Origin of the sequence: Streptomyces lincolnensis (genome assembly GCF_021173675.1) — a bacterium.
In the GTDB taxonomy this organism is placed as follows: domain Bacteria; phylum Actinomycetota; class Actinomycetes; order Streptomycetales; family Streptomycetaceae; genus Streptomyces; species Streptomyces lincolnensis_B.
In genome coordinates, this window is sequence record NZ_JAIHON010000001.1 from 734,106 (window position 1) to 750,444 (window position 16,339).

Annotated in this window: 13 protein-coding genes; 9 read left to right on the forward strand and 4 right to left on the reverse strand. The window is 72.8% G+C overall.

Annotated features, from left to right (window positions below):
- Positions 1-273: 273 nt before the first annotated feature.
- Genes K4B79_RS03195 through K4B79_RS03215 form a run of 5 tightly spaced genes read left to right on the forward strand, consistent with a single transcriptional unit; the run spans position 274 to position 4,880 of the window.
- On the forward strand, positions 274-2,865 hold the full coding sequence (locus tag K4B79_RS03195) for a sensor histidine kinase (RefSeq protein ID WP_232024645.1): 2,592 nt from the start codon (positions 274-276) through the stop codon (positions 2,863-2,865).
- Positions 2,862-3,341 carry a roadblock/LC7 domain-containing protein gene (locus tag K4B79_RS03200; protein WP_232024646.1) on the forward strand — a complete coding sequence of 160 codons (480 nt, stop codon included), beginning with the start codon at positions 2,862-2,864 and terminating at the stop codon, positions 3,339-3,341. The genes K4B79_RS03195 and K4B79_RS03200 overlap by 4 nt, the downstream gene beginning before the upstream one ends.
- Before the next feature lie 35 nt (positions 3,342-3,376).
- On the forward strand, positions 3,377-3,808 hold the full coding sequence (locus tag K4B79_RS03205; RefSeq protein ID WP_232024647.1) for a DUF742 domain-containing protein: 432 nt from the start codon (positions 3,377-3,379) through the stop codon (positions 3,806-3,808).
- On the forward strand, positions 3,795-4,397 hold the full coding sequence (locus tag K4B79_RS03210; RefSeq protein WP_232024648.1) for a GTP-binding protein: 603 nt from the start codon (positions 3,795-3,797) through the stop codon (positions 4,395-4,397). The genes K4B79_RS03205 and K4B79_RS03210 overlap by 14 nt, the downstream gene beginning before the upstream one ends.
- A gap of 57 nt (positions 4,398-4,454) precedes the next feature.
- The gene (locus tag K4B79_RS03215; protein WP_232024649.1) at positions 4,455-4,880 is read left to right on the forward strand and encodes a RidA family protein; all 426 of its coding nucleotides are present in this window, start codon (positions 4,455-4,457) and stop codon (positions 4,878-4,880) included.
- Between the two features lie 10 nt (positions 4,881-4,890).
- Here K4B79_RS03215 and K4B79_RS03220 read toward each other — a convergent pair whose 3' ends face one another.
- From K4B79_RS03220 to K4B79_RS03230, 3 genes are read right to left on the reverse strand one after another with little or no spacing between them, the layout of a single operon-like run.
- The gene (locus K4B79_RS03220; RefSeq protein ID WP_232024650.1) at positions 4,891-5,559 is read right to left on the reverse strand and encodes an ABC transporter permease; all 669 of its coding nucleotides are present in this window, start codon (positions 5,557-5,559) and stop codon (positions 4,891-4,893) included.
- Entirely contained in the window at positions 5,556-6,263 is a 708-nt protein-coding gene (locus K4B79_RS03225; protein ID WP_232024651.1) for an ABC transporter permease, read from the reverse strand. The genes K4B79_RS03220 and K4B79_RS03225 overlap by 4 nt, the downstream gene beginning before the upstream one ends.
- Positions 6,260-7,423, reverse strand: coding sequence for an ABC transporter ATP-binding protein (locus tag K4B79_RS03230; RefSeq protein WP_232024652.1), 1,164 nt, complete (start codon positions 7,421-7,423; stop codon positions 6,260-6,262). Before K4B79_RS03230 ends, K4B79_RS03225 begins: the two co-directional genes overlap by 4 nt.
- 263 nt (positions 7,424-7,686) lie before the next feature.
- Here K4B79_RS03230 and K4B79_RS03235 point away from each other — a divergent pair, with 263 nt between their 5' ends.
- From K4B79_RS03235 to K4B79_RS03250, 4 genes are all read left to right on the forward strand, one after another.
- Positions 7,687-9,738, forward strand: coding sequence for an ArnT family glycosyltransferase (locus tag K4B79_RS03235; protein ID WP_232024653.1), 2,052 nt, complete (start codon positions 7,687-7,689; stop codon positions 9,736-9,738).
- Between the two features lie 118 nt (positions 9,739-9,856).
- Positions 9,857-10,810 (forward strand): ATP-binding cassette domain-containing protein, encoded by a 954-nt coding sequence (locus K4B79_RS03240; RefSeq protein ID WP_232024654.1) that lies wholly within the window; start codon positions 9,857-9,859, stop codon positions 10,808-10,810.
- A 47-nt stretch (positions 10,811-10,857) separates the two neighbouring features.
- Complete coding sequence (locus K4B79_RS03245; protein ID WP_232024757.1) at positions 10,858-11,607, forward strand: ABC transporter permease; 750 nt, start codon at positions 10,858-10,860, stop codon at positions 11,605-11,607.
- A gap of 28 nt (positions 11,608-11,635) precedes the next feature.
- Complete coding sequence (locus tag K4B79_RS03250; protein WP_232024655.1) at positions 11,636-12,862, forward strand: cytochrome P450; 1,227 nt, start codon at positions 11,636-11,638, stop codon at positions 12,860-12,862.
- Here the strand turns inward: K4B79_RS03250 and K4B79_RS03255 are convergent.
- A complete protein-coding gene (locus tag K4B79_RS03255; protein ID WP_232024656.1) occupies positions 12,846-15,992 on the reverse strand; it encodes an ATP-binding protein in 3,147 nt (1,048 codons plus the stop codon). The two genes, K4B79_RS03250 and K4B79_RS03255, sit on opposite strands and share 17 nt — an antisense overlap.
- Positions 15,993-16,339: the final 347 nt, after the last annotated feature.

Consider the following 16,339-nt stretch of genomic DNA (forward strand, 5'->3'; position numbering starts at 1 on the left):
TGATCAGTCAAGAGAGGCCTGATTACCAATTGGCTTCAACCTCTGCCTCATTGTGAAGGCGGGGTAAACCGGTCCTCCATCGAACCCGTCGAAGTATGGGCAGGTCGTAATCGATTCTTGACGCAGGGTGCCGTAAGCGCTTGTCCGAAAAGGCTGTAGTCTCGCGGTCGTTGGCGCCGGTCACAGCGGGGTGCGGGGGCCGCCGTCCCGTATCGATCAGAAACGGTCACGCGAGTTGCTCGCGCGCCGTGCGACTCCCCTGAAGGAGGCCCGGTGTCCACGACAGAGGTGGGCGCACCCGCCCGGCCGGCACCACGGTCGGGCCGGACCGGTATCCGGGGTTTCGCCGACCGCTGGCCCTTCCGCCGCAAGCTCAACATCCTCGTCGGTGTGCCGCTCGGCGTGGTCGCCGCGATGCTCGGCTACCTCATCACCGACCAGGTGAACCAGGCCCTGGACGCGGACGCCGCGGCCCAGCTGGTCCGGGACAGCGCCCAGGTCGCGGAACTGGTGGACCTGGTCGAGACCGAGCACCAGCAGGCCGTCCTGCTGTCCGTGCGCTACGAGTCCACCGGGCCCGGCTGGCGGCCCTCCACCAAGGACTACCGCACGGCACAGGCCGCCGTGGACGCCCAGGTCGACAAGGTGCGCGAGACCTTCGGCGACCGGCTCCCGGCCACCGAGGCACAGGCGCTGAAGGAGATCAACGGCCTCAGCAGTCTGCGCGACACCGTCGAGAAGGCCTATCTGCCCGCCGACAACATCGACCCGGCCTACACCAACGCCTCCCAGGGCCTGATCGACGGCCTCGGCCTGGACCACAACGCCACCCTCGCCGGCACCTTCACCGGCAACCTGCTGGACTCGCTGCTGCGCGCCGACGCCGCCCACAGCGCCTTCGAGACGGCCGTCTTCTCCGCGCGGACCGGTGACAGCAACGCCCTCATCGAGTTCATCGGCGCGGTCGGCTCCGAGAACGAGTACACCCACCAGGCCGACCGCTTCGCCCGGTTCGCCTCCGAGGACCAGGTGAACGAGCTGGGCGGCATCGAGCACAACAGCGCCCAGGCGACCATCGACCGGGACTACGCCGAGCTCCAGATCGACCCCAGCAACCTCCAGGCCGACACGCCCCAGGAGATCCGCCAAGCCTTCACCGCGGCCCTCGACGCCTACCCGGACTACCGGGCCCAGTCCGAGAACCGGCTGAAGATCACCGCCTCCCTCATCGACCAGATCGCCGACCGCGCGGACCGCACGTCCAGCGAGGCCGCCTGGCGCGCCACGCTGCTGCTCGGCCTCGCCCTTCTCGGCTTCGCCCTGTGGATCGCCTTCGCGGTGCTGGTACGGCGTTCCGTGGTCCGGCCGGTGCAGGCCCTCACCGGGGCGGCCCGGCAGGTCGCCGAGGTCGCCGGGCGCGAGCTGGCCCGGGTGGCCGACGACGACGCCGAGGACGACGCGCCGCCCCGGCTGCACGAGGTGCCGGTCACCGCGAAGGACGAGATCGGGGACCTCGCCGCGGCCTTCAACCACGTCCAGACCACCGCGTCCGCGCTGCTGGAGCGGCAGGTGCACAGCCGCCGCAACGTCGCCGAGATGTTCGGCAACGTCGGCCGCCGGGTCAGCAACCTGACCACGCGGCAGCTCGCGCTGATCGACGCGGTGGAGCGCGGCGAGACCGATCCCGCGCTGCTGGAGCGGCTCTACTCCATCGACCACATCGCGGTCCGGCTGCGCCGCAACGCCGACAGCCTGATGCTGCTCGCCGGCATCCGCGAGACGGTCCTCGACTCCGGCCCCACCGAGCTCACCAACGTCGTACGGGCCGCCCTCGGCCAGATCGAGGGGTTCCAGCGGGTGCAGCTGCGCGCCTGGACCGACGTCCTGGTGCAGCCCGACATCATCGGCGACCTCACCCTGATGGTGGCCGAACTCGTCGAGAACGCCGTGCAGTTCTCCCCCGCCGGCAGCCCCGTCGAGGTGATGGTCAAGGCCGGCGACGGCGGTGCGATGGTCGTGGTCGCCGACCACGGTCTCGGGATGAGCGCCGAGCGCCTCGCCGAGGAGAACGCCCGCCTCATCCGCCGCGAACGGCTCGACGTCGTCCCCACCAAGGTCCTCGGCCTCTTCGTGGTCGGCACCCTCGCCCGTCGCTGGGAGGTCGGTGTGACCCTCTCCCGCACGCCCGGGGGCGGCCTCACCGCCGAGGTGGCCATCCCGTCGTCCCTCCTGCTCGCGATGAGCCCGGTGGCGATCGCCTCCGGCGGTTCGACGGAGGGCACGACGGCGGGCTCGACGGTGCGTGCGTCCGTCGGCGGGTCGTCGGAGGCGGTGGGTGCGGCCGTCCGTTCGGCTTCGAGGGCTTCGCTCGCCTCGGCATCGGGATCGGGATCGGGCTCGGGCTCGGGCTCGGACAGTTCCGGTACTGATGCCGGTGCCGCTGCCTCTCCTCCGGCCGACGAGGAGTACGCTCCGCCGCTCCCCCGCAGAGTTCCCCGGCGCGACGCCGACCCGACGGACACGCCGGACACGACGGACGCGCCCGCCGCCGACATCGCGGCCGGCTCCGGTGACGGGGCCCGGCCCCTGCGTCGCCGCGTCCGTGGGGCCACCCTGCGGACGACCTTCGGCGCCGACCCCGACCAGCCGGCCGTCCGCCGGGCGGCGCCGCGCGCCGCCGACGCGGAGGCCGTCCGGGCCTCCCTCGACGAGTTCGAGGCGGCGGTGGAACGGGCACACCGCGACACAGAGACCGGCAACCACCGCACACCCACGTTCCGCGGCGACGAAGCCGCGGCCGGCCCCCAGACCGCATCCAACCCCCCGCACAACCAGAACCACTCCCCGGAAGGAGCGGAGCAGTGAGCACGTCGACGACAGGTGACACTCCGACGGGAGGCACCACGCCGGCCGAACTGCAGGCCGCCGCGGCCGACTTCACATGGCTGTTGAATCGCTTCGCGACCGAGACGGCGGGCGTCGTGGACGCCATCGCCGTCTCCTCCGACGGCCTTCTCATCGCCGTGTCCGATCTGCGCGAGCCCGCCGACTCCGAGCGCCTGGCCGCGATCGTGTCGGGCATCACCAGCCTGGCGGCCGGAGCCTCCGGCAACTACGGGCTCGGCGGCCTGAACAAGGTCATCATCGACCTGGAGGGCGGCCACGTCCTGGTCTCCGCGATCGGCAGCGGCGCCGTACTCGGCGTGGTCACCGACAAGGAGGCCAAGCTCGGCAACATCGCCTACGAGATGACGCTGTTCGCCAACCGCGCCGGCAGCGCGCTCAGCCCCCAGCTGGTGCTGGAGCTGAAGAACAACGTCGGCGCCGCGAAGAAGCGCTGAGCGGACACCGCCCGGCCGAGGAGGACGAACAAGCGATGGCGGACGGCGGCACTCCCCCGGGTGCGGACGGCACGGGCCCCGACCCGGTCGGCCCCGCCCCCGCCGTACGGCCGTTCCTGGTCACCGCAGGCCGGGTGGCGCCCAGCGCCAGCGACCGGACGATGCCCGTCGAGACCCAGGTGGTGGCCACCGCCGAGGGTCTCGCCGAGCTCGACGGTCTCGCCTTCGAGCAGCACGACATCGTCGCCGCCTGCCGCCGGCCGCAGTCCATCGCGGAGATCGCGGCCCGGCTGCGGCTGCACCTGAACGTGGTGCGGATCCTCGCCGAGGACCTGCGCGCGGCGGGGCAGTTGACGGTGCACGTGCCCGACACCGGCGCCACCCACGACGCATCCGTTCTGCGCAAGCTCATCGAGGGCCTGCGCGCGATCCCCGACTCCCGAGGGGTACTCCGTGACACCGACTGAACCGGCCACCCGGCCCGGGGGCCCGCAGGCCGCCGCCGTACGACCGCCGCTGCCGGTCAAGATGGTGGTCGCGGGCGGCTTCGGGGTGGGCAAGACCACCGCTGTCGGTTCGATCTCCGAGATCGAGCCGCTGACCACCGAGGCCGCCATCACCGAGGTCGCGGCGGGCGTGGACGACCTCAGCCACACCCCGCGCAAAACCACGACCACGGTCGCGATGGACTTCGGCTGCATCACCATCGACCCGACCCTGAAGCTGTACCTGTTCGGCACGCCGGGGCAGGAGCGGTTCGGGTTCATGTGGGACGACATCGTGGAGGGCGCGGTCGGCGGACTCGTCATCGTGGACACCCGCCGCCTGGACGACTGCTACGCGGCCGTCGACTACTTCGAGCACCGGCAGATCCCCTTCGCCGTCGCGGTCAACGCCTTCGACGGCAAGGTGGAGCACTCCCTGGACGAGGTCCGCTGGGCCCTCGACGTCAACGACCGGGTCCCGGTGCTCGTGTTCGACGCCCGCGAGCGCGGCTCGGTCCGCGACGCGCTGCTGGTCGTACTGGAACAGGCGCTGGCCCGCTCGGAGGCCTGAGGGGATCCACGGGGCCGGGCGGGGAATCCCCTTCCCGGGGGCGGGGTTGTCGCCGTCATGAGCCATGACGACAACGACACCCGTGTGATCACCAACCCGCCCGCCCTGCACGACCCGACGCCCTTCGGCTACAGCCACGCCGTCTCCGCGCCCGGCGAACTCGTCTTCGTCGCCGGGCAGTACGCCTCCGACGCCGACGGCGCCCCCGTGCCCGGTGACTTCGCCGCCCAGGTCGACCTGGCCTTCGACCGGCTGGAGGCGGCGCTGGCCGGGGTGGGCCTCGGCCTCCGGAACGTCGTACGGCTCGGCTCGTTCGTCGTGGACCACGACACCGGCAAGCTGGAGGTCCTCGGCAAGGCCCTGCACGCCCGGTTCGGCGAGCGGCTCCCCGCCCAGACCCTGAGCGGGGTCGCCTCGCTCGCCCTGCCGGGCATGCTGTTCGAGGTCGACGCGATCGCCGTACGCCCCACCGACCGCGGCTAGTCCACCGGGGCTAGTTGCTCCTGCGCACTCCCGGTGAGACCGCGACCCGGTTGGCGATCCAGAACACGCCGAGCGTGGCCAGGGCCATCACGGCGACCAGGGTGGCGCCGCCGACGACCTTCTCGTAGTCGCGCTGGTAGAGGCCGTCGACGATGTAGCGGCCGAGGCCGCCGAGGGAGACGTACGCGGCGATGGTGGCCGTCGAGACGATCTGGATGGCCGCCGAGCGCAGGCCGCTGAGGATCAGCGGGAGGGCGACGGGGAGTTCGACCTGGAGCAGGACGCGGGACTCGTGCATGCCCATGCCGCGGGCCGCGTCCACCGGGGAGGGGTCGACCGAGCGGACCGCCTCGTAGGTGGTGACGAGGATCGGCGGGACGGCGAGGATCACCAGCGGGATCATCACCGGCAGCAGACCGAGGCCGAGGCCGATGAACATCAGCACCAGCAGACCGAAGCTGGGCAGGGCGCGGGCGGCGGTGGCGATCATCGCGAGCGCGTTGCCGCCGCGTCCGGTGTGCCCGGTCAGCAGGCCGATGGGGAGACCGATCCCGGCCGCGATCGCGAGGGCCAGGAGGGAGTACCAGATGTGCTCCCACAGCCGGGTGGGGATGCCGTCGTAGCCCTTCCAGTGGGCGCTGTCGCTGAAGAAGGCGTTGATGAAGTTGAGCACGTTCACCGGGACACGTCCTCCAGGGCGACGGCGGCCGGGTCGGGACGGTCGGCCTTCGGTTTCGGGCGGGCCCCGCTCGGCATCCAGGGGGTGAGCAGGATCCGCAGGCCCACCAGCAGTCCGTCGATGAGGATCGCCAGGACGGCCGTGGTGAGGACGGAGTTCACCGCGAGTTCGGTCCGGTGGTAGAAGAGCGCGTCGGTGAGCAGGTTGCCCAGCGCGCCCTGGTTGCCGATCAGCGCGCCGACGCTGACCAGGCTGATGCTGGAGACGACCGCGATGCGCAGACCGGCGATGATGGCGGGCACGGCGATCGGCAGCTGCACCTGGACGTACCGGCGGACCGGTCCGAAGCCCATGGCCTCGGCGGCGGCCAGCGTCTCCGGCGGCACCGACCGCACCCCGTCGACGATCGCGGGGACCAGCACCACCAGGCTGTACACGGCCAGCGGGATCATCACGGTGAGTTCGGTCTGGCCGGTGTAGTCGATGAGGACGACGAAGAAGGCCAGCGAGGGGATCGCGTACAGCACGGTCGTCACCCACAGCACCGGCGGGTACAGCCAGCGGAACCGCACGCAGAGCTGGGCGAGCGGCAACGCGAGGACCAGTCCGGCGAGGACCGGCAGCAGGGCTTCCCTGAGGTGCAGTCCGACGAGGCCGATCCAGCTGTGCTGGAGGTCGCTGGGGATGTCGAAGAAGCCGTTCATCCGGTGACCTTGGTGACCGTGTCGCTCTTGGCCGGGGTGGTGCCGCCGTTCTCGCGCCCCTCCGCGTGGGCGCCGCGGATCGCCTCGCCGATGGCCTGCTGGGAGACGACTCCGGCCGCCCGTCCCTCGGCGTCCACGGCGACGGCCCAGCCGGTCGGCGAGAGCACCGCGCAGTCGAGCGCGGCCCGCAGCGAGTCGGTCCCGGCCACGAACGGGCGGCCGTACGGCAGGAGTTCCGCGGGCCGGATGCCGTCGGCGGCCAGCTCCCGCGGCTCGCCCCAGCCGAGCGGCTTGCCGCCCCGGTCGGTGACGAGGAGGTAGGGGGCGTCACCCGTGCCGCGGGCGGCGATCTGCTCTGCGGTGGCGTCGACGGCGACGATCGGCGCGGTGAGCAGGTCGAGGCCGGCCGAGGAGAAGAAGGACAGCCGCCGGATGCCGCGGTCCGCGCCGAGGAAGTCCTCGACGAACTCGTCCGCTGGGTGGGACAGCAGTTCGGCGGGCGGGGCGAACTGGGCGAGGTGCCCGCCGGTGCGCATCACGGCGACCATCGTGCCCAGCTTCACGGCCTCGTCGATGTCATGGGTGACGAAGACGATGGTCTTGCCCAACTCGTCCTGGATCCGCAGGAGTTCGTCCTGAAGCCCCTTGCGGACGACGGGGTCCACGGCCGAGAACGGCTCATCCATGAGCAGCACCGGCGGGTCGGCGGCGAGCGCCCGCGCGACACCGACGCGCTGCTGCTGTCCGCCGGAGAGCTGGTAGGGGTAGCGCTTGGCGAGCGAGGCGTCGAGGCCGACCCGCTCCATCAGTTCCCGGGCCCGGGACCGCGCCTTGTCCTTGCCCCAGCCGAGCATGCGGGGCACGGTCGCGATGTTGTCGACGATCGTGCGGTGCTGGAAGAGCCCGGCGTTCTGGATGACGTACCCCATGGACCGGCGCAGCGTGTTCACGGGCTGCTGCTGGATGTCCTTGCCGTCGAGCAGGATGGTGCCCTCGCTCGGCTCGACCATCCGGTTGATCATCCGCAGCGTCGTCGTCTTTCCGCAGCCCGAGGGGCCCACGAGGACGGTGATCGAGCGGTCGGGTATCTCCAACGAGAGCCGGTCGACCGCCACCGTGCCGTCCGGGTACCGCTTGGTGACTGAATCTATCCGTATCAAAACGCCGAATACCCTTCGGGGTTGGCCATATCCGCCCATGTTGGACCACGTCTGTCCGGGCTGTTGCGGGGAGAGTCTAGACGGCTCGTATTGCGGGCGTTCGAACGCCCGAGGCCCTCTGTGGGCAGCCTGTGAGTCCGCTGATTCTCAGTGTCCCCACAGGCCCGGCTCAGGGCTTGCCCAGGCGGGGCGCCCATCGTCGCTGGCACGAGCTCGTCACCGCCATGAGCTCTTTCTCGTCCGGAGCATCTGGAGTACGCGTCATGACGACCCTCGCCCCACCGCCCGCACCGGTCCACGAGGGCCGCCACCGGGCCGCCGCGCCGCCCGTCCCCCGGGTCAGGAGGCTGTTCACCGGCGCCCCCGAGGACCCCCGCTGGGCCCGCCCGGCACTGTGGGCGATCCTGGTGCTGGCCACGGCGTTGTACGCCTGGAACCTGTCGTCCGTCACCGGCAACAGCTTCTACAACGCGGCCGTCTACAGCGGCACCAAGAGCTGGAAGGCGTTCTTCTTCGGCGCCCTGGACTCCGGCAGTTTCATCACCGTGGACAAACCGCCGTTCGCGCTGTGGGTGATGGGGCTGTCGGCCCGCGTCCTCGGCTACGGCACCTGGCAGCTGGCGCTCCCGATGGTCGCCGTCGGCGTCGGCTCGGTGGCCCTGCTGTACCGCATGGTCAAGCGGGACTTCGGCGCCGTGGCGGGCACGGTCGCGGCCCTGGCGCTGGCCCTCACGCCGATCACCGTCGCCATCACCCGGGACACCAACCCGGACCCGATCCTGGTCTTCCTGATGCTGCTCGGCGCCGCCGCCCTGATGAGGGCCGTGCGCACCGGCCGGACGATGCCGATGGTGTGGTCGGGCGTCGCGATCGGCTTCGCGTTCAACACGAAGATGATGCAGGCCTACGTCGTCCTGCCGGTCTTCTTCCTGGTCTACCTGTGGGCGGCCCGCGGCAGCATCGGCCGCCGCGTCCGCGCCCTCGCCGCCGGCACGGTGGCCCTGGTGGTCTCCAGCGCCTGGTGGATGGTGGTCGTCGACCTGATCCCGGCCTCGCGACGGCCGTACATCGGCGGCTCGACCGACAACACCGTGTGGGACCTGGTCATCGGCTACAACGGCTTCGGCCGGATCTTCGGTGCGAGTGCGTCGGTGGGGTCGCAGGGCAACGGGGCGAGCTTCGGCGGCGAGTCGGGGCTGTACCGGATGTTCAACGACATCATGGGCGGCCAGATCTCCTGGCTGATCCCGTTCGCGGCCGTCACCCTCGTCGCCGGGCTGGTGCTGCGCGGCCGGGCGCCCCGCACCGACGGCCGGCGGGCGGCACTGCTGCTCTGGGGCGGCTGGTTCGTCCTGCACTACCTGACCTTCGCCCTCGCCGAGGGCACGTTCCACCCGTACTACGTCACCGCCATGGCGCCCGGCATCGCGGCGCTGGCCGGTATCGGCGCGGTGATGCTCTACCGGGCCTTCCGCGAGGGTGCGGCGGTGAAGTGGGGGTGGGTGCTGCCGACCGCGGTGGCGGCCTCCACGGTCTGGGCGGTCCTCCTGCTCCAGCGGGTCTCCGGCTCCGGGACCCTGTACACGGTCGCGGAGGTCGTGGCCGGGGCGGCCGGCGCGGTCGCGGTGACCGGGCTGCTCGTCGGGCGGTTCACGAAGCGGCGGCGCCTGATGGGCTTCGCGGCCCTGGCGGCGATCGTCGCCCTGCTGGCCGGGCCCGCCGCCTACTCGGTCGCGGCGGCGGGCTCCACGCCCAACGGCACCAACCCGACGGCCGGGCCGAACACCGGTGGCGGCATGGGAGGCGGCGCGGGCGGCGGCCAACGCCCGAGCGGCGCACCGAGCGGCACGGGGCAGATCGGCACCGGCACAGGTACCAGCACCGGCACCGGCACCGGCACCGGCACCGGCTCCTCCCCGGAGTCCGGCGCCCCGAGCGCCGGAGGCATGGGCGGAGGCATGGGCGGAGGCACCCAGGTCACCTCCGCGATGATCACCTACCTGAAGGAGCACCAGGACGGCGCCACCTGGCTGCTCGCGGTGGCCACCGACCAGACCGCGTCCTCGGTCATCCTGGAGTCCGGGCAGCCCGTGATCTCCATGGGCGGCTGGTCCGGCACCGACAACGCCATGACCCTGGCCAAGCTCAAGAGCCTGGTGAAGTCCGGCAAGCTGCACTACATCGTCATCAGTGACAGCGGGCAGGGCTCCTCGAACAGCTCGAACACCGAGATCTCCACCTGGGTCAAGAAGAACGGCACGGCCGTGTCCGACTACAGCGGCCTGTACCGCCTGGACGCGTCCGACGTCGGCTGACACCCCCTCGTACGCCTCGGGGCGGGCCGCCGGTCTCCACCACCGGCGGCCCGCCCTCCGGGTGCGCTGAAACCGCGCTGAAACCGCGTCGAAGCCGCCCTCCCGCACGCTCTGCGGCATGAACCCAGCACCTCCGGCCATCGAGGCCACCGGCCTGAGCAAGGCGTACGGCGACAAGGTCGTCCTCGACGGGATCGATCTGCGCGTGCCGCGCGGCACGGTCTTCTCGCTGCTCGGTCCGAACGGGGCCGGCAAGACCACCACCGTCCAGATCCTCTCCACCCTCGTCCGGGCCGACGGCGGCACCGCCCGCGTCGCCGGGCACGACCTGGCCGCCGCGCCGCAGTCCGTGCGCGCGGCGATCGGGGTCACCGGTCAGTTCTCCGCCGTGGACAACCTGATCACCGGTGAGGAGAACATGGCGCTCATGGCGGACCTGCACCACCTCGCCAGGAGCGAGGGACGGCGGGTCACCGCCGACCTCCTGGAGCGCTTCGACCTGACCGGGGCCGCCAGGAAGCCCGCCTCCACCTACTCCGGCGGGATGCGCAGGCGCCTGGACATCGCCATGACGCTCGTCGGTTCCCCCGAGGTGATCTTCCTCGACGAGCCGACCACCGGTCTCGACCCACGCTCGCGCCACACCATGTGGCAGATCATCCGCGATCTCGTCGCCGACGGGGTCACCGTCCTCCTCACCACGCAGTACCTGGAGGAGGCCGACCAGCTCGCCGACCGCATCGCGGTGCTGAGCGGCGGCCGGATCGTCGCCGAGGGCACGGCGGACGAGCTCAAGCGGCTGGTGCCCGGCGGCCATGTCCGGCTCCGTTTCCTCGATCCGGCCGAACTGGCCCGCGCCGCCGAGCTGTTGGACGTGGGGGTGCGGGACGACGAGGCGCTCACCCTCCAGGTCCCGGGCGACGGCAGTGTCCACACCCTGCGCGCCCTGCTGGACGTCCTGGACGGTGCGCGGGTGGCCGTGGACTCGCTGACCATCCACACCCCCGACCTCGACGACGTCTTCTTCGCGGTCACCGACCGCCCCGAGCGCGAGAAGGTGCGGAGCCGTTGACCACCGCCGCCCCGCCCGCCGCCGCGCACCTGCGCGACTCGCTGACCATGCTCCGACGCAATCTGCTGCACGCCCGCCGCTATCCCTCGATGACGCTCCAGGTCGCGCTCATCCCCGTCTTCCTTCTGCTGCTGTTCGTGTACGTCTTCGGTTCCGCGCTCGGCACGGGCATCGGGCAGGGCGGCGACCGCACCGCCTACCTCTCCTACCTGGTCCCCGGCATGCTCCTGATGACCGCGGGGGTGGGAGCCGTGCCGACGGCGGTCGCCGTGTGCATGGACAGGACCGAGGGCATCGTGGCCCGTTTCCGCACGATGGCGATCTCCCGGGCGTCGATCCTCGTCGGGCATGTGGTCGGCAGCGTCATCCAGACGGTGTTCACCCTGGTCCTGCTGATCACGGTCGCGTTCGCGATCGGCTTCCGGCCCGACGCGAGCCCCCTGGAGTGGCTGGCGGCCTGTGGACTGCTCGTCCTGTTCGTCTTCGCGCTCACCTGGCTCTCGGTCGCCCTGGGACTGATCAGCAGGACGCCCGAGGGGGCCAGCAACGCGCCCATGCCGATCTCGTTCCTGCTGCCCTTCGTCAGCAGCACCTTCGTCCCCGTCGGCTCGATGCCGTCCTGGATCCGCTGGTTCGCCGAGTACCAGCCGTTCACCACGATCGTCGAGACCGTACGCGGGCTGCTGACCGGCACGGGCATCGGCGACAACGCCTGGATGGCCCTGGCGTGGTGCGTGGGCATCGCGTTCCTCGGCTTCGTGTGGTCGCTCCGCCTGTTCGACCGTGAGTCCCGCTGAACACCCCGACCGCAGAAGGGCAGTTGCCATGGCCGCCGTCCACCTCACCCCCGAGCTCGTCGAGAACCCCGCCGGTGCCTACGCCGGTCTGCGCTCCCGCCCCGGCCTCGGCCACGTCGTCCTGCCCGGCCTCGACACCCCCGTACGCCTGGTCGTCCGCCACGACGAGGTGCGGGCCGCGCTGGGCGAGCCGCGGCTGGTCCGGGACCGCTCGACGATCACCGGCTGCGAACTGCCCGACCCGCAGGCCGAGTTGCTGGCCCGGGGCACCGAGGGCCTGCCGCCGGAGTACGCGCGGTATCTCTCCGGCCGGCTGGCCCTGTTCGACGGCGCCGAGCACTCCCGCCGGCGCGGTCCGCTCACCCGCGCCTTCACCGCCCGCCGGGTGGCCGCGGCGCGCCCTCTGGTGGAGCGGACGGCACGGGAGCTGCTCAAGACCCTCGCCGGGCGTGAACGGGCCGATCTGCTGGGCGAGTTCGCGTACCCGCTGAACACCGCCGTCATCTGCTCCCTCGTCGGCGTGGACGCGGCGGACCGGGAGCGGGTGGGCGGGTGGATCCGGGACTTCGCTTACGGCGACGGCGGCCCGGCCCTCGAAGGGCTCGGCGGGATCGTGCGGTACACCAAGGACCTGGTCGCCCGGCGCCGCGCCGAGCCGGCCGAGGACCTGGTGTCGGCGCTCCTCGCGGACGGCGGCCTGACCGACGACGAGATCGTCACCGTGTTCTTCCTGCTCATCGACACCGGCATCACCCCGCCCGCCCTCTTCCTCGCCCACGCCGTCCTCGCCCTGCTCGACCACCCCGACCAGCTGGAGCGACTGCGCGCCGACCCGGAGCAGCTCGCCCGCGCGGTCCCCGAACTCCTGCGGTACGTCACGCTGGTACGCGTCGGTGCCACGCTCTACGCCACCGAGGACTTCGTGTTCGCCGGCACCCGGCTGCGGCGGGGCGAGGCCGTGACGGTCGCGCTGTTCGGCGCCAACCACGACCCGGCCGTCTACGACACCCCCGAACGTCTCGACGTGACCCGGGAGTTCGGGCGCGGCGAGGGCCACCTCGCCTTCGGGCACGGCCCGCACCACTGCATCGGCGCGGCGCTCGGCCGCCTGGTGACGGGCGTGGCGCTGGAGAAGCTTGTCGTACGGCCCTCCGCCGCACCGGAGTTGGCCGTGGACCGCGCCGACGTGCCGTTCGGACACTGGCCCGGCGACGGCTTCCACCTGCTGAGCCTGCCGGTCAGGCTGCGCTCCTGACCCGCACCAGATCCAGGGCCGCCGCCCGCAGCCCCGGCACGTCCAGGGCGGCGTACGTGGACACCGCGTCCTCGTAGGCCGCCCTGTCGGCGTTCTCGGCGGACTCCCGGGCGCGGGACGAGGACATCGTCGGCTGGAAGGTCCGCAGGCAGCGCAGCCGCTCGGCGAGCGCGATCAGCCGTACACCACTTGTGTCCCCCTGCGCCAGATCGGCCGTGCCGAGCGCCAGCAGCAGCGCGCCGCACAGCGGGAACTCCATCGGCGGGCCGGTCGAGGAGCGGGCCAGCAGGGTGGTGAGGTGGCCGGGGAAGGCGGCGAGGTGGCGGGCGACGACGTCGGTACGGCCGTGCCGGGCGTGCGCGATCACGGCGGCCGCCTGGAGTTCCGGCAGCCAGGTCGCCACCAGGTCCTCGCCGCCGGGGGTCAGGTCCGTGGCGTGCTCCATGCGGTCCAGGGCCCGGCGCCACAGTCCGAGGCCCGTCTCGACGTCGCCGCGCGCGAGCGCCATCTCCGCGCGGGCGCCCAGGTCGGGGGTGAGCGGGTCGGGCGCGGCGCCCTCCGGCTGGTGCCGCAGCGCCTGCTCCAGCCAGTGCTCCGCCGCGTCGAGGTCACCGGCCTGGAGGTGGGCCAGCATGACGCCCCAGCGCAGGCCGATCGAGTCGGTCCACTCGCCCGACTCCTCCAGGGCCGCGAGCGCGTCCCCCATCGGGCCGATAGCCTCCGCGCCGCGCTCCATCTGCAGGCAGAGTTCGGCGAACCGGGCTCCCGGCCAGATCCGCAGCAGCGGGCCGTTGCGGTCGTCGGCCGTGTCGAGCATCCGGCGGGCGGCGGCGAGGGCGCGCTCCGGCTGCTGGTCGTACTCCCACACATAGCTGGCGACGCCGTTGGCCATGCAGGCGACGAGCGGTACGTCACTGGCGCACAGCGTGTCCAGGACACCACGGCCGCCGGGCGCGAGCGCCTCCGGCAGGGCACTCAGCACGGTGGCCATGGCCCGCAGCAGCGTGTCCGGCGGGGCGGGCGGCAGGCGGCGCAGCGCCACCAGGACGCGCGCGGCGCCGGGGCCGATACCGACGAGGGCGTTGGCGGTCAGCAGGGTGGTGGCGGTGCGGGTCGGTTCGACGTACTCCGGGGCGGGCCGGTAGTGCGAGAGCGGCCCCGCGGTGTCCTCGGCCAGCGCCGCCAGCCGGGCGTAGTGGGCGCCGGCCTCGGTGCTCCACAGGGCGGCCAGCACGGCGGTGACCGGGGCGACGGTGTCCCGGTCGTCCCGGGCCAGGGCGAGCCGCAGCGCCTTGAGGAGGTTGTCCTGCTCGGCCCGGATCAGATGCCAGGAGGTGAACGCGTCGGCCTCGAACGGGGCGTCGTGGTGGGTGGCGCCGAAGTCCCCGGCCCAGGTGAGGAACCGCTCGGTGACCGCCGCGTCCTCCCCGGCGCGCTCCCGGTGGGCGGCCGCGAACTCCCGTACCGTCTCCAGCATCCGGAAGCGGGTGCCGTACGGGGTGTCGGTCACCTTGAGCAGGGAATGGCCGACCAGCTCCTCCAGGACGTCCAAGGTGTCGGATCCGCCGACGAGTCGGTCCGCCGCCTCGGCGGTGAACCCGGCCGGGAGGACGGACAGGGCGCGCAGGGCGGACCGCCCCTCCTCGGCGAGGAGATTCCAGCTCCAGTCGACGACGGCGTGCAGGGTGCGGTGGCGCCGCGGTGCGTCCCGGGGGCCGCCGCGCAGCAGTGCGAAACGGTCCCCCAGGCGGCGGGAGATCTCCGCGACCGACATCACCCGGACCCGGGCGGCGGCGAGTTCGGTGGCGAGCGGCAGTCCGTCGAGGTGGCGGCACAGGTCGGCCAGCGCCTCGGCCGGCAGGTCGACGTCGGGGCGGGCGGCGCGGGCGCGCTGCGCGAACAGCTCGACGCTGGTGTCGAGGTCCAGTTCGGGCAGCGCGTGGACGGCCTCGGAGGACAGGCCGAGCGGGGCCCGGCTGGTGGTGAGGACGCGCAGGTCCCCGGTGCGCGAGACGAGTGCCTGGACGAGGTCGGCGACGCCCTGGACGACCTGCTCGCAGTTGTCGAGGACCAGCAGCGCGGGACCGGCGCCCATGGTGCCCAGAATGCCGGTGATCACGTCGGCCCCGGCAGCGTGCCGCGGTCCCTCGCCGACGCCCAGCGCCGAGGCGACCTCGGCGGTGACGTCTTCGTCCCGGCGGACTCCGGCGAGCGGCACCAGGTGCACGACGCGCTGCTCCGCCCGCCGGGCTACGGCACCGGCGAGGCGGGTCTTGCCGAGGCCGCCGGGGCCGACGATCGAGGTGACCCGGGAGCTGTGCAGCAGCCGGGTGACGGCGTCGATGTCGGCGGCGCGGCCGAGCAGGGGGTTCGGTTCGTGCGGGACGCCCCGCCGGACGGGCGGGGCCTCGCCGCGCAGGAGTTCCTGGTGCAGTTCCTGGAGGGCGGGGCCGGGGTCGGTGCCGAGTTCGTCGCGCAGGCGGCGCCGGTAGCGGTCGTAGGCGGCGAGGGCGGTGGGGGCTCCTGCGGTGGCCGTCCGGCAGCGCATCAGTTCCAGGAGCAGTTCCTCGTCGCGCGGGTGGGCGTCGACCAGGTCGGTGAGGGGGCCCGCGGCCTCGGCGCGGCGGCCGGTGCGGGCGAGGGCGAGCGCGCGGTGCCGTACGAGTGCCTGGTGCACGGGGGCCCGTTCGGCGCGCAGGGCATCCAGGGGATCGCCGGGACCGGCGCCGTCCTCGGTACCGGCGCCGTCCCACAGGGCGAGCCCTTCCTCGGCCTCGGCGAGCGCGCCCGCGTGGTCGCCGGCCCGTTCCTTCTCCGCGCTCGCGACGGCGTACAGCAGCAGGGCGCCGGCGTCGACCTGGTCCTCGCGCAGGGTGAGCCGGTAGCCGGTGGGGGTGCTCTCGATGACCTCTGCGCCGAGTTGCCTGCGGGCCCGCGACACCAGGATCTGCAGGGCCTTCGTCGGATTCTCCGGCCGCTCCTCGGGCCACAGCCCCTCCACCAGCCCGCCGGCCCCGCGACCACTGCGCAACTCCCCGGCGAGCAGGGCGAGCAGTCCCCTGATCCGCGGCGCGGTGATCTCCCGCCCCCGGTGGGAGACCGACGTCAACAACGTCAACTCGATGGTCACCGGCCCAGATTAGCCAGCCCCCGCCTCGCGGGTCGCGGCTACGGCGGTCCGGGGAATCCGGACGCGTGGGCTCCGCCGGGCGGTGCGGTGACCGGGCGGCTGCCAGGGCTGACGGGACAGGCTCCTGGCCGGCTCGCTGTCGGGACGGTTCGACAAGGCGGCCCACCGTCGGGGCGGCATCCCGCACGTCGTCGCCCTGCCTGTCCCGGCCCCTACAGGTGCGGCCCGGTCCCCACAGGTGCGAGCCGGTCCCTATGGCTGCGACGGGCGGACCCCGGGCCCCAGGCGTCCCGCTGTCGTGTCGGTGCCGGACCGCCCACGGACCGCCCGGCGTCCCCGCCACGGCA